Here is a 13,646-nt window from a genome sequence, read left to right as displayed (position 1 = left end):
ATCAGTGCTCCACCTTGATGGCTTCGAATTGCGTGTCGTGCATGACTTCTTCGACCGAGCGACCGGCACGGACAGCGTCGACCATGCCGGCTTGGCGGCGGTCAATACGCTCGGCCAAATCAAGCACTTCCTCGATGGCATTGGCCGGCACGAAAACGGTGCCGCATTCGTCGGCGATCACATAGTCACCCTCATCAACTTCAATACCAGCCATGCGAACTTTGACGGCCGCGTCGATCTGGATGAGCCGGTTGCGCGCGCTGATCATGGTCACGCCGCGACCGAAGACCGGGTAACCGATATCGGCACTGCCGCGGATGTCGCGGCTGAAGCCATCAATGATCGACCCACGGATGCCTTTGCGCTGGGCCGCGTTGGCCAGGATGTCGCCCCAGCTGGAGATACCGTCGACGCCCCCTGCAATCACCAGCACGCGGTCGTCGGTAGTGACTCGTTCTACCACCGGGGTAATAAGGTGAACCGTGGGCGCCACGTCTTGCTTGGGCCCCAGTTGCACGGTGCTTGCCCGGCCGACAATTTTGGGGCAGTTCCAGAGCGGCAGCAGGCCGTTAGTGGCGCCAGGCAGTTCGAGGAAGTCCAGCGCGTCCGACACTGTGTTGGTATCGAGCGCAGCCAGGCGTTCAAGCGGGGCTTTCAAGCTCATCTGTTGCAGGCCTCTTGTAGGTGAGGCTTGAGTATCGGCGCCGAGATTTGATACGTATATTACGAAGAAGCTAAGCTTGTTATATCCTAAACCTATGGAAAAGCGCCGTGATCAACTTTCGCTTGATACGCCACCTTTGGCTGTTCCTGGCTGTGGCAGAAGACCAAAATTTCAGTCGCGCGGCCAAGCGGCTGGGTATGTCGCAACCCCCGTTGACCGAGCAGATCCAGGCGCTCGAACAGTCGCTACGCGTTCAACTTTTTACCCGTTCTCGCCGCGGAGCACAGCTGACTGCCGCCGGCGCCGCGATTCTTCCCGCGGTCCGGAAATTCGCTGATCAACTGGAGCGACTAGAGTTGGCGGTTCACGAAGCCGTCGCAGGCCATGCCGGCGTGGTGACCATCGGAGCCATTACATCGGCGATGATCGACGTGCTACCCCCGCTGATCGAGCGCTTCAAACAGAACCATCCGTTGATTACGGTATCGGTTCGGGAGATAGATAGCGCGGAAGCCATACCCGCACTGGAGGCGGGTGATATCGACATTGCATTCGCACGCCTGGAAGGGAATCTCGGTCGACATATTCAATCCTTGCCGTTGTCCGAAGATAGCCTGGCTGCAGCGCTACCCAAAGACCATCCCTTGGCTGCCAAGGAGTCAATCTCTCTACAAGCCCTCGCGGACGAAACCCTGGTCATGGCTTCACGGGATGTGAGTCCTGTGTACTTCGACTACCTGGTTGGGCAGTGCAAAGCCAGCGGCTTCGCTCCGCGCATCGTCCACCAGGTGCGGTCCGTATCGTCACAAGTCGCCTTTGTCAGTTGCGGACAGGGCATCGCATTGGTACCGACGTCTATGGGTAAACTCGCGCCGGAGAACGTCCTTATCCGCCCCCTGCATCCCGAAGTGAAAGTGGTGATCACGGCCATGGCCTGGCATAACGAGCACAAAAATCCGCTGGTAGAGGCAATGATCGACCATGCAAAAGATTTGCTGTCATAGGCCAGGCGTATGACAGGCTTCGTGGCTTCGTATTTTACAAATCATTTTGCGAGTTCAACATTGGGGACTCTGTTATAGGAGTTTGTATCCGTGTCCCATGCAGCTCGCTTCACGTACGAGAAAGTCCCACTGAACATCGATGGTGTACAGCTCGATGTGGCGGTGATACACCGCACCGGGCCAAAAACGCCCATCCTGTTCCTTCACGGTTTCGGTTCCACCAAAGAGGATTACGCCGATATCACGCTGCAGGCGTCTTTCGAAGGACACCCCTTCATTGCCTATGATGCGCCAGGCTGCGGTGAAACGGAGTGCGCCGACCTCTCGCGCATCAACATCGCATTCCTGGTGAAAACCGCGCAAGCCGTGCTCACGCATTTCGGAATCGACAAGTTCCATCTGGTAGGCCATTCCATGGGGGGACTTACCGGCTTGGTATTGGCTCACGAGGAGCCTGATCGCGTTAAAAGTTTCGTTGATATCGAAGGCAATATTGCACCTGAGGATTGCTTCCTCAGTCGACAGATCCATGATCATAACCGTGATGACGACGTGGGCTTCTTCCGTGACTTTATCGATCGCACTCGGCTGGCTTCGGATCCTGCAAGTGCACTCTATGCGGCCAGCCTTGCGCATAAAGTACGGACCGGCGCGGTGCGTGGCATTTTCGAATCCATGGTGGATTTGTCCGACAACGCCAAGTTGATGGACAAGTTCCTCGCACTGCCCTTCCCGCGCCAATACATGTATGGAGTCACCAACTCACACCTGTCGTACCTTGACCATATCGCAGCACAAGGCGTGGAACTGGCGTGCATCCCTGATTGCGGTCATTTCCCGATGTATTCGAATCCCGCCCTGATGTGGAAGCACATCAAGGCTTTGCAAGACCGCGCCTGAGCGAATCATATCTTTAAACACGCGGCTGAGTCGGCCGCGTGAAGCTCGCACTCCCCCAGTAAAAATAACAATGAGGTTGCGCCATGCTCGAAGCCATCAACGGTTTTCTTTCGGGAAAGCTGCTCATCGTCCTGGTCGTCGGACTAGGCACTTATTTCACCCTCAAGACACGCTTTGTGCAGCTTCGGTATTTCCTGCACATGTTTAAAGTTTTCAAAGACAGCCTCACCAGCAGTTCAGCGCAAATTAGCTCGTTTCAAGCGCTCATGTTAAGCCTCGCGGGTCGGGTAGGTGCAGGCAATATTGCCGGCGTTGGAGTCGCTGTAACAATGGGTGGTCCGGGTGCTGTCTTCTGGATGTGGGTCACCGCTCTGGTTGGCATGGCGACCACGCTGATGGAATGTAGCTTGGCCCAGTTGTACAAGCGTAAAGATGCCAGCGGCCAATTCTACGGCGGACCGTCCTTCTACATTGAATACGGGTTGAACAAGCGGTGGCTCGGCGTACTGATGGCAATCTTGCTCATCGTCACCTTTGGCTTTTCATTCAACGGTCTGCAATCGCATGCTGTAACCCACTCCCTGCAAAATGCCTTCGGCATCGAGCCTACCCATTCGGGCATCGTCCTGGCGGTCGTGCTGGGGCTGGTATTTGTAGGCGGCATCAAGCGTATCGCGAAGGTGGCAGACCTGCTGGTACCGGTGAAGACGCTAGCCTACGTAGCGGTAACGCTCTACGTGATTGTTTTGCAGTTCGATCACGTGCCAATGATGCTGCTGACCATCATCAAAAGCGCCTTCGGCCTGGACCAGGCATTCGGCGGCCTCATTGGCAGCGCCATCGTAATGGGAGTCAAACGAGGCGTGTTCGCCAATGAAGCCGGCCTGGGCAGTGCTCCCAATGTCGCGGCAGTGGCTGAGGTCAGGCATCCAATTTCTCAAGGTGTGGTACAGGCGTTTAGCGTGTTCTTCGACACGTTCGTCATTTGTACCTGCACTGCTCTGCTGATCCTGTTGTCCGGCTTCTACACCGCCGGCTTTGCCGGTGACGGTCTGGTTCTGACCCAGAACTCACTCGCTGCGGTTGTGGGCGACTGGGGGCGCATTTTCATTAGCGCTGCACTGGCATTGTTCGTGTTTACCTCGATCCTCTACAACTACTACCTCGGCGAGAACAACCTGAAGTTTATCCTTGGTGAAAGCCGCAAGGTCCTTCTAGCCTACCGCGCAGTCGTGCTAGCACTCATCCTCTGGGGCTCGATGGAAGACCTATCAACCGTATTCGCGTTTGCCGACATCACCATGACCCTTTCCGCCTTGGTAAACCTGGTCGCCCTGACGCTGCTGTGCAAGGTTGGCCTCAGGCTGCTCGCAGACTACGACAAGCAACGTAAAGCGGGTGTTACCGAACCCGTCCTGACCGCCAGTGCCTTTCAGGATGTGAATATCGACCAGAGTATCTGGGCTCAACAACCCCCAACGCCCTTAGATAACCCAGCGGTTGTGGTTAGCCACCGCTAAATCCGGCTGTGGCGACGGGGCCCGTTACGTGGCCCCGTTGCCTGCTTCGCAGGTATGCTTTGCCGGGGGGAGTATCTGCACTCCGACGTAACCGCTAAAAATTTCAGAAACAATCAGGGGTATTGAGGAGATCAATCTGGGCCTGGGCCGCATGACAGGTCTCTACGAACCCCTTGTGATTTGTCCGATCAGCGTGGCCAACTATTTGCGGACACACTGGCTTGCCACTTGATTGTCGAAGTCGGTGTCCATTCCCAAGAGTATCTGCGGGATACCTGCTACCCCATGCGCAGTCAACAACAGCAACAAATGTTTCCTTAGATCTGTGCCTGGCCACCGTCTACGAACAATTCAGCCCCGTTCACGAAGCTTGAGTCTTCACTGGCAAGGAACACGGCTGCATTGGCAATCTCGATGGGCTCACCCACCCGCCCCAATGGCACCTGCGAGGCCAGGTAGTCGAGCAAGCCTTGCTGTTGTGTTGTATCTGGGCCAGCCAGGTCGACCAGGCCGGGCGTACGCGTTGCGCCCGGGCTGAGGGTGTTGACCCTGACAGCGCGATCTTTCAAATCCAGAATCCAGCTCCGTGCAAAGGCCCGAACAGCCGCCTTAGACGCGGAGTACACACTGAATGCCGCAGTGCCCGAGCTACCGGCCGTGGAGCCGGTCAGAATGATCGACGCTTTCGGCGCCAGTAGCGGCAGCGCCTTCTGAACCGTGAACAACACGCCTTTCACGTTGCGATCGAATGTATCGTCGTAATGAGCTTCGGTGATCTCACCCAAAGACAGCATGGAGCCGCCGCCGGCGTTGACAAACAGCACGTCGAGCCGACCATGGTTTTGGTTAATGCGGGCATACAACGTATCGAGCTGCTCGAGCTTCGTGGAGTCGACGGCAACACCGGTGGCGTTGCCAACCAGTTCCACCGCCTTGTCCAATTCAGCTTGACGGCGACCGGTGATGTAGACGTGAGCGCCCTCTTCAGCGAAGCGTTTGGCGGTGGCCAAACCGATGCCAGTGCTTCCGCCAGTGACCAGTGCGACTTTACCTTCCAGTTTCTTGCTCATGGTGTTTCTCCCGTCGAGATTGCGATTTGGTGTGGGAGAAGCGTATCGACCTCTAGAGAATTTCAAAATAGAATCATTTGAAAGTCATCATTGCAGAATTGAAATGTCAAGAATTCCGGATTTTGAAGGGCTTGCCATGTTCGCCAAGGTGGCGGAGGAAGGCTCTTACGCGGCCGCCGCCAGGGCAATGGGTGTGTCGGTTCCCACGGTATCGCGGGCGGTTGCGCGCTTGGAGGAGCGCCTGGGTGGTCGCTTGTTCAACCGAACGTCACGTCAACTCTCTGTGACCGAGTTTGGTCAACGTATGGTTGACCAGGCCAGTGCGTTGTATCGCCAGGCTGAAGAAATGGAAAGCGAAGCCCAAGAGCTGTCGGTACAACCACGCGGGTTGGTGCGGCTGGCTGTGCCCATGTCGTTCGGCTTGCGCTGGGTCGCGCCGTTACTCCCAGCGTTGCTGACGCTCTATCCAGAGCTAGAGCTTGATCTACACCTATCTGATTCGACAGTTGACCTGGTGGCCGATGGTTTCGATGCGGCATTGCGGATCGCAGCCCTCCCCGATTCCTCCCTGGTGGCTCGCCGAATTTGTTCTGTAACCCAATTCCTCGTAGCAGCCCCGTCATATCTGGCCCGGCGTGGCCATCCATCTCATCCCCGCGACTTGGCCGCTCATGCGTGTATGAGCTACGCCTATCGAGCACGGAGCCAGGTGTGGCGTTTCACTCACGATAATGGCAGCGAGCAAGATGTGGCCCCGCGCGGTCCCCTGCGCGTCACCAACTCGGATGCATTAGTCGCACCTTTGCTGGCGGGGGTTGCAATCGCTGAGCTTCCGGAGTTCATCGCCGCCGAATATCTCGCCGATGGACGTCTACAGCACATCTTGCCTGAGTGGCGCATGACGCAGGGCGGTCTGTATTTCGTGACGCCATCAGCCCGTGCACGGCCGAGAAAAGTTCAGGCCCTTTCCGACTTCTTCGCGGAGCACCTTTCAAGCCCAGCCTGGAGGTAATCAGCGCCAAACTGGCGCAGGGAGTATGTTAGTCGCGGGAGGACATGGCGTCTTACCTCCTGGCCCTCCTGAAGTTTTCACCCACAGCGGCGGAATGACGTGGATTTCAATCCCGTTTTCCTACCGACAAATATCAATGCCCCGCATCAGGACAGTTTGTACGTAAACCCCGCCCGCGCGAGCTCGAGGGAGGTGCTTGATATTTATCAAGTCCGTCTACCTACATTCGTCGAGACTCTTTACCAAAGGACATCGGAGCGTACACAGAAGCTCGACCTCGAGAAACACAGTTTGGCCCCCACTAAACAGCCGAAGAACCTCCCTTGGGAGCGCGCGAGAAAAGAAGGGGCAATGATGGCAACCGTCACGCGGAAACCCGGAAGGAGCACTGATGTATTCAAGCATCTTTTTCGCGTGGGGGCTGGCAGCCATCACTGTGGTTGTGCATGCCGTCGGTCTGGCCTTGATGCTAAAGTTTCTGTCCCGCAGAAACAATGTTCCCCTACGGCAACTAGGCGCCATCAGCGCGCGGTTGGTTTGGGTTGTCTGCTACATGATCATGCTGCATTTGATCGCCGTCTCGATTTGGGCGACATTCTATGTGTGGCAAGGATCTCTGCCTGATTTCGAAACGGCGCTTTACTTCTCTGGAGTGACCTACGCGACCATCGGCTACGGTGACGTGGTGCTGGTGAAACCCTGGCGCCTATTCGGGCTGATTGAAGGGTTGACGGGTATCATCATGTGCGGCTTATCCACGGGTGTGTTTTTCGCCGAGGTCAATCATATCTACCAAATGACCCATGCCGACAAGGACCGCGGCGAAAACCCCTGAAGTATTGCGTTACCAGGACTTCATGACTACGACGCCGTCAACAGCGTGGCGTCCTGATCCTGATAGTGCAGGATCGCAGCATGAGCGTTGAACAGCATACGCTCGCTCCCGAGTTTTTCGTCGAACCCAGCACGCCGTACCATTTCAAGTACACCAGGGTTCAACCCCGCCAGCCAGAGACTGGCACCGAGTTCGCCCAAGTGTTTTTCGCCTTCAATCAGAGCTTGCAGTGCCGAGTATTCGATGTCGGGAACGGCACTCATGTCCCAGACCACCACATGTGGATGGTACTGCGCTTCCAGCGCTATGACCTGCTCCTTGACATAGTCCGCGTTAAGGAAAAACAGACGTCCCTCCGGCCGCACGATCAGCAGCCCCGGGAAAGTCTCATCATCTGGGTGGTCCTCCGATAAAGGCCGAAGCACGTCGGTACCGCGCTTGCGACCCAGGACGTACACATGCGGACGAGCAGTCTGATAGGCCAGACTGACCAACGATATGACGATTGCCACCGTGATGCCCTGCAGCGTGCCAAACAACAGCACACCAAACGTCGCTACGAGCGCCCAGTGGAACTCCATAGGGCGCACCTTGCGAATAGCCAGGAATTCTCGTGGTTGAATCAGCCCGACCGAGTAGTAGATGACGATGGCGGCCAATGTGGCGTGAGGCAGATACCCGAGAAGCCCCGAAAGCAGCAGCATCGTGGCGAAAGCCATGCCGGCAGTGACAATCGAGACCGCTTGAGAGTGGCCCCCGGTGGCACGGACAACCGCCGTCTGCGAAGTACCTCCACCGGCGGGCATCGCGCCCAGCAGTGCGCCCCCGAGGTTACCCAGGCCGGTAGCGACCAACTCGCGGTTCGCATTGATCGGGGGATCGCCTGGCCGGACAAAGGCACGACCTGCGGCAATCGTTTCGGTAAAGCTCATCAGCGCGATCCCGAGCGCACCCGGTATCATTTGTTCAACCAATGTGAGATCGGGCAGTGTGATTGGGGGTAACCCTGCTGGAATCAAGCCGACAGTCGAAACGCCGAGCGCCTGCAGGCCGAAGTACCACGAGGCGGCGATACTGCCTGCCACCACAACAAGCGGTGCTGGCGAATGTGGCCACAGGCGTTCCATTGCGATGAGGATCAGGAACGCCGCAGCAGCGACCACGATCGTGATCAGAGAGCTCCCGGGTACGTGATGCACAATGTTGAGGATATCGAGAAAAAAGCCCTGTTTGGCGATGTGGATGCCGAGAAGTTTTGGTACCTGATCCAACACGATCACAAGGCCGACACCTGCTTTGAAGCCGCTCAACACCGGGGAGGAAATGAAGTTCGCCAGAAAACCCAGGCGTATCAGCCGCGCCAACAGCAGCATGGTGCCCACCATTGCGGTCAGTGTTGCCGTGGCCGTGATCAGCTTCCCGGGGTCACCATCGGGCACCGCCAGACCGATCTGCGCACCGGCCAGAATCGCCAGCGTGGCGGAGGAGCTGACGCTAAGCACTCGCGACGTGCCCAGGAATGCGTAAATCAACATTGGGACGAAAGCCGTATACAAACCGACGGCAACAGGCAAGCCGGCGACAGTCGCGTAGGCCATTGCCTTGGGTAGTACCACTGCAGATGCCGTGAGCCCTGAAACGACGTTGAGGCGAATTGACGCCGTGTCAGAGTGAGCTGTGCTTGAGGCTTTCAGATGCAGTTTCACACGGCCGCTCCTGATGGGTTCTATTGCCTGTTACGCGCAAAGACTCTCGGCATTCGCGCTGACACGGAGCTGACCCGTAAGCTCATTTTAAAGTCACCCTTGATCAGCTCAATCTCGCGGCCAACCTTCACGTTTTCTCTCTTCGGATATGCCGATTACGAATAAAAACCTTCACGCCGAAGGGCGCTTTGATTCTGTTGACTATTAACGACAGCCTTGTAACGCCGCCGAAGAATTTTCGTAATATTACGGGTTGCCCACCAAGGCGGAGTATTTATTGACCGCAGATGCATCGAAGTTTCTTCCGGATAAGTGCTAGAGACTTGAGAAATATCAAATATCCCCAATAAACGCATAGCCATCGCATGCGTCATTCTGGTCTGTACTCATCCAGGGCGCTCACGGTTACCTCGTGCTGCAACTTGATTTTTGTCAGAAGTGCCACCCTCTGCGGGTGCTAGCGTTGTGACAAGAGACGGGCTATGCATCTGTTCAAGTGAGCTTCACGGAGAAGAGTATGCGCTGGAACATTAATGTTGTCAGACAGCCTGTCGGTTTGCCCATCGCTATTGTCCTAGGCGCCTTAAGTCTAGTTGCCGGCTGCGGCAAAGAACCCGTCTCCCCTGCGCATAACCCGCCTGAAGTCACTGTGATGACGGTCACCGCCCGCGACACGCCAGTGACTTTCGAATTCGTTGCCCAGACCCAAAGTTCCCGCGAGGTGGAAATCCGTGCGCGCGTGGCCGGTTTCCTTGATAAGCGGCTGTACACCGAAGGCGATTTGGTCAAAGCCGGACAAACGCTGTTCCAGATGGACCGCAAACCGTTTGAGGCCGCGCTGTTGTCGGCCCAAGGCCAACTGGCCCAGCAACAAGCTCGCTGGGAGGTAGCCAAGTCCACGTTGGCGCGGGTACGGCCGCTGGCGGCGCAGAATGCGGTCAGCAAGATGGACCTTGACAATGCGGTGGGCAACGAACGTGAGACCCATGCCGCCGTATTGGCCGCAGAGGGTACTGTGCGTACCGCGCAGTTGAACCTCAGCTACACCACCATCAGCTCACCCCTTGCCGGACTTTCGAGCTATGCCAAAAAACAGGATGGCAGTTATGTGACGCCAGGTGAGTCGGGGTTATTGACTTCGGTGTCACAGATGGACCCGATGTACGTGAACTTCAGCCTCTCGGAAAACGAGACGCTGAAATACCGCGACGAGATAGCCGCCGGCCATCTCATTTTTCCACCGCGTAGTGATTTTATCGTTGAAGTGGTATTGGCTGACGGCACCGTGGCGCCCAACACTGGCAAGGTGAATTTTCTGGCACCTTCCTACAGTCAGGATACTGGCACCTTCCTGGTTCGGGCAGTGCTCGCCAACCCCGATGGCTTGCTGCGTCCTGGTCAGTTTGTGAGAGCCCTGGCCAAAGGCGCTACGCGACCCAATGCCATTCTTGTGCCGCAAAAAGCCGTGCTGGAAGGTTCCAAGAGTCACTTCGTGTGGGTCCTCAATGCCGAGGGAAAACCTGAGCAACGCGTGGTTGAAGTGGGTGACTGGCAAGGTGACAACTGGTTCATCAACAAGGGGCTACGGGTCGGCGAGCGCATCGTGGTCGATGGCGCGATCAGGGTCACGCCAGACGGGCCATTGAAGATCGTCGGTATACCTGGTGCCTCGTCAACAGGCTCAGCCGATGGGCAAACAGCAAAAGCCGATGAGGGGAAAAGCCAGTGAGCATTTCCCACTATTGCATTGACCGGCCGATCTTCGCTTCGGTGATCTCCATCATCATCACCCTGGCCGGTGCAGTGGCCATGCTCAAGCTCCCTGTTGCGCAGTACCCGGATATAACGCCGCCGCAGATTACGGTGGCCGCGACGTACCCCGGTGCCGATGCGCAAGTCGTGGCCAATAACGTGGCCGCGCCCATCGAACAGCAAGTCAATGGCGCCGACAACATGATCTACATGAACTCGTCGAGCTCCGCGACGGGCAACATGACCCTCAATGTTTTTTTCGAAATAGGCACCGACCCTTCGTTGGCGCAAGTCGACGTGCAGAACCGGGTCAATCTGGCCCTGCCGCAACTGCCCTCCGCCGTGCAGAACCAGGGCATCCAGGTACAGAAAAAATCCTCGGCCTTCATGATGGTGCTTGCGGTGTATTCCGCCGGCGACCGCTACGACAGCACCTATGTCGCCAACTACGCCAACCTTTATATCCTCGATGCGATCAAGCGGATTCCAGGGGCGAACCAGGCCAGTATCTTCGGCACGCCGGACTACGCCATGCGGATCTGGCTAAAGCCTGACCGTATGGCCCAGCTGGGCATCACCGCCGCCGATGTACAGAAAGCCGTCGCCAATCAGAACCAGCAGTTCGCCGTAGGCAGGGTTGGCCAGTCGCCTACGGGGCAACCCGTGGAGCAGTCGTTTGCCGTAACCACCAAGGGACGCCTGACCGAGCCTTCGGAATTCGAGAACATCATCTTGCGTGCCAGCAACAACGGCGCGGCGGTTGTTCGACTCAAAGACGTTGGACGCGCCGAGCTGGGGCAAAAAGACTATTCCTTGCGCAGCACCTACCAGGGCCGGCCGGCGACGCTGATTTCCGTGTACCAGCAACCCGGCGCCAATGCCCTGGATGTTTCCGCAGCAGTGACCAAGACCCTCTCGGACATGAAGGCCACGTTTCCCGAGGGCATCGAGTACAAGATCGTGATGGACACCACGGCCTTTACCCGAGCTTCGATTTCCGAGGTAATCCACACCTTCTTCGAAGCCCTGGTACTGGTGGTTATCGTGGTCTACATCTTCCTGCAGAGCCTGCGGGCCACGCTCATTCCGGTGCTCGCAGTGCCGGTGTCGATCGTCGGCACGTTCATCGGCATGTCCGCCCTCGGGTTTTCGGTGAACATGCTGACGCTGTTTGGCATGGTGTTGGCCATCGGTATTGTGGTGGATGACGCGATCGTGGTGATCGAAAACGTCGAACGCAATATGCAGGTGCACAAAATGACGCCCAAGGACGCGGCAAAACGGGCGATGGATGAAGTGGCAGGCCCGGTGGTGGCCATCGTCCTGGTACTGTGCGCGGTGTTCATTCCGGTGGCCTTCATGGGCGGCATCACCGGTCAACTCTACAAGCAGTTCGCGATCACCATCGCCATATCTGTAGTGATTTCCGGGCTGGTCGCCCTGACCTTGTCCCCCGCCCTGGCCTCCCTGCTGCTCAAACCGCAGCACGGTGACAAGAACGCCTTTTTCCGCTGGTTCGAACGCAATTTCGAGCGCTTGACCGAGGGCTATTCACGCTCGGTGGCGTTCATGATCAAGCGCTTCGTGCTGGCATTGCTACTCTTTGCCGGCATGATCGTGCTGATCCTGTTGATGGCCGAGCGCATCCCCAGCGCGTTCCTGCCACCGGAAGACCAGGGCTACCTGCTTGGCGCGGTGATCATGCCCGACGCTGCCAGCCTGGATCGCACCGCCGAGGTCGGCAAATTGGCCAGTGACTTCTTCATAAAAGATGAGGCCGTCGAAGGTGTCGCGATTGTGAACGGCTACAGCCTGCTCGACGGCCAGAACAAGAACAATGCCGGTGCGTTTTTTGTCGGCTTCAAGGATTTCGAGGGGCGTTACAAGGACTCCGAAACCATCAAGGCACAAAGCGCCCCCGCAGTGATCCAGAAGGCCACGCGGGCGTTTTCCACGGTTCAGGGAGGGATCATCTTGCCGGTCAACCCACCGTCCATTCCCGGCCTGGGTACCACCGGAGGCATGGAAGTCTGGGTTCAAAGCAAGGGCGACGGCAATGTCGACCAACTGGCGGAACTGGTCGCCAATCTGGTGGCGAAAGCCAAGACACGTCAGGAGCTGGGCGTCATCACCTCCACCTTCAACGTGTTTTCCCGTCAATTGATGGTCGACGTCGATCGCGAGAAAGCGGAATCCCTGGGCGTACCGGTCGAAGATGTCTACAGCGCCATGCAGACCATGTTCGGCTCGCTCTACGTCTCGCAATTCAACAAGTTCAGTCGCCTGTGGCAGGTGATTCTGCAGGCCGAACCGGCCTATCGCTTGAAGGCCGAGGACCTGCAGCAGATCTTTGTGCGCAGCAAAAACCTCGACATGGTGCCGCTCAAGGCCTTGCTGACAACCCGCTACGTCACCGGTCCTGACCTGCTAACACGCTTTAACAACTTCCCGGCGGTCAAACTCACAGCGAACCCGGCGCCAGGCTACAGTTCAGGCCAGGCACTACAGGCTCTGGAGGAGATCGGCGCGGAAATCATGACCAATGACTATGCGCTGGCATTGAGCGGCGAGGCATTCGAGGAAAAAAAGAGCGGAGGTGCCTCCTCCCAGGTGTTCATCTTCGGCCTGGTGATGGTGTTCCTGATCCTCGCGGCGCAGTACGAAAAGTGGTCACTGCCCGTGGGTGTGCTACTGGCCGTACCCTTTGCCTTGTTCGGCGCCCTGCTCGCCGTCCTGCTTCGGGGCTTGAGCAACGACGTCTATTTCCAGATCGGCTTGACCATGCTGGTGGCGCTGGCCGCCAAAAACGCCATCCTGATTTTCGAATTTGCGGTATTGAACCGGGAAACCGGCATGTCGGCCTACGATGCCGCGATGACCGCGGCAAAAGAACGTTTGCGCCCTATCGTGATGACGTCCCTGGCGTTCATCCTCGGCTGCGTGCCTCTGGCCATTGCCGTCGGCGCCTCGGAGAACAGCCGTCACTCCATTGGTACCGGGGTGATTGGTGGCATGCTGGCGGCGACGGTGATCGCGATCTTCTTCATCCCCCTGTTCTATTACCTGGTGGAGCGAATGTTCGGGGAAAAGGACAACGCCCAAACAGCCGCCAAGCCGACTGCTACGACGCAGGCTCCGACGATTCCCGACGGCGCGGCACAAAACCGACATGAGGGAGATTGA

The 13,646-nt window shown here is 57.3% G+C and carries 10 protein-coding genes; 7 read left to right on the top strand and 3 right to left on the bottom strand.

Features of this window, described 5'->3' with window-relative positions; genetic code table 11:
* Position 1 precedes the first annotated feature (1 nt).
* Positions 2–664 carry an RraA family protein gene (locus ACZ889_RS16845; protein WP_180688137.1) on the bottom strand — a complete coding sequence of 221 codons (663 nt, stop codon included), beginning with the start codon at positions 662–664 and terminating at the stop codon, positions 2–4.
* 107 nt (positions 665–771) lie between these two features.
* Between ACZ889_RS16845 and ACZ889_RS16840 the strand changes: the two genes are divergently transcribed.
* The 3 genes from ACZ889_RS16840 to ACZ889_RS16830 all read left to right on the top strand — a co-directional run bounded on the left by ACZ889_RS16840 (position 772) and on the right by ACZ889_RS16830 (position 4,088).
* Complete coding sequence (locus ACZ889_RS16840) at positions 772–1,668, top strand: LysR family transcriptional regulator (protein ID WP_047602665.1); 897 nt, start codon at positions 772–774, stop codon at positions 1,666–1,668.
* 90 nt (positions 1,669–1,758) lie between these two features.
* Complete coding sequence (locus tag ACZ889_RS16835; protein ID WP_047602664.1) at positions 1,759–2,568, top strand: alpha/beta fold hydrolase; 810 nt, start codon at positions 1,759–1,761, stop codon at positions 2,566–2,568.
* Between the two features lie 83 nt (positions 2,569–2,651).
* A complete protein-coding gene (locus tag ACZ889_RS16830) occupies positions 2,652–4,088 on the top strand; it encodes an alanine/glycine:cation symporter family protein (RefSeq protein WP_108078636.1) in 1,437 nt (478 codons plus the stop codon).
* A gap of 317 nt (positions 4,089–4,405) precedes the next feature.
* Here ACZ889_RS16830 and ACZ889_RS16825 read toward each other — a convergent pair whose 3' ends face one another.
* Positions 4,406–5,158 carry an SDR family NAD(P)-dependent oxidoreductase gene (locus ACZ889_RS16825; protein ID WP_060538616.1) on the bottom strand — a complete coding sequence of 251 codons (753 nt, stop codon included), beginning with the start codon at positions 5,156–5,158 and terminating at the stop codon, positions 4,406–4,408.
* 103 nt (positions 5,159–5,261) lie between these two features.
* Between ACZ889_RS16825 and ACZ889_RS16820 the strand changes: the two genes are divergently transcribed.
* Together ACZ889_RS16820 and ACZ889_RS16815 are read left to right on the top strand one after the other, a co-directional pair.
* Entirely contained in the window at positions 5,262–6,170 is a 909-nt protein-coding gene (locus ACZ889_RS16820; protein WP_019751499.1) for a LysR family transcriptional regulator, read from the top strand.
* Between the two features lie 391 nt (positions 6,171–6,561).
* Complete coding sequence (locus tag ACZ889_RS16815) at positions 6,562–7,005, top strand: potassium channel family protein (protein WP_180688140.1); 444 nt, start codon at positions 6,562–6,564, stop codon at positions 7,003–7,005.
* 26 nt (positions 7,006–7,031) lie between these two features.
* On the opposite strand, the gene ACZ889_RS16810 is transcribed toward ACZ889_RS16815, so the two are convergent.
* Positions 7,032–8,711, bottom strand: a complete 1,680-nt coding sequence (locus ACZ889_RS16810; protein ID WP_180688141.1) for a SulP family inorganic anion transporter — start codon at positions 8,709–8,711, stop codon at positions 7,032–7,034.
* Between the two features lie 517 nt (positions 8,712–9,228).
* Between ACZ889_RS16810 and ACZ889_RS16805 the strand changes: the two genes are divergently transcribed.
* Both ACZ889_RS16805 and ACZ889_RS16800 read left to right on the top strand, forming a co-directional pair.
* Complete coding sequence (locus ACZ889_RS16805) at positions 9,229–10,440, top strand: efflux RND transporter periplasmic adaptor subunit (RefSeq protein ID WP_060538618.1); 1,212 nt, start codon at positions 9,229–9,231, stop codon at positions 10,438–10,440.
* Positions 10,437–13,646, top strand: coding sequence for an efflux RND transporter permease subunit (locus tag ACZ889_RS16800; protein WP_476257592.1), 3,210 nt, complete (start codon positions 10,437–10,439; stop codon positions 13,644–13,646). Before ACZ889_RS16805 ends, ACZ889_RS16800 begins: the two co-directional genes overlap by 4 nt.

It is taken from the genome of Pseudomonas sp. TE3895 (genome assembly GCF_056278855.1).
Note: the sequence above shows the minus strand (reverse complement) of the source record. Positions and strands in the feature narration are given on the sequence as shown.

What these genes read in the sequence shown, in the direction of transcription:
- ACZ889_RS16845 (WP_180688137.1), bottom strand. Translation starts at nt 664, where the DNA reads ATGAGCTTGAAAGCCCCGCTTGAACGCCTGGCTGCGCTCGATACCAAC.
- ACZ889_RS16830 (WP_108078636.1), top strand. Translation starts at nt 2,652, where the DNA reads ATGCTCGAAGCCATCAACGGTTTTCTTTCGGGAAAGCTGCTCATCGTC.
- ACZ889_RS16825 (WP_060538616.1), bottom strand. Translation starts at nt 5,158, where the DNA reads ATGAGCAAGAAACTGGAAGGTAAAGTCGCACTGGTCACTGGCGGAAGC.
- ACZ889_RS16820 (WP_019751499.1), top strand. Translation starts at nt 5,262, where the DNA reads ATGTCAAGAATTCCGGATTTTGAAGGGCTTGCCATGTTCGCCAAGGTG.
- ACZ889_RS16815 (WP_180688140.1), top strand. Translation starts at nt 6,562, where the DNA reads ATGTATTCAAGCATCTTTTTCGCGTGGGGGCTGGCAGCCATCACTGTG.
- ACZ889_RS16805 (WP_060538618.1), top strand. Translation starts at nt 9,229, where the DNA reads ATGCGCTGGAACATTAATGTTGTCAGACAGCCTGTCGGTTTGCCCATC.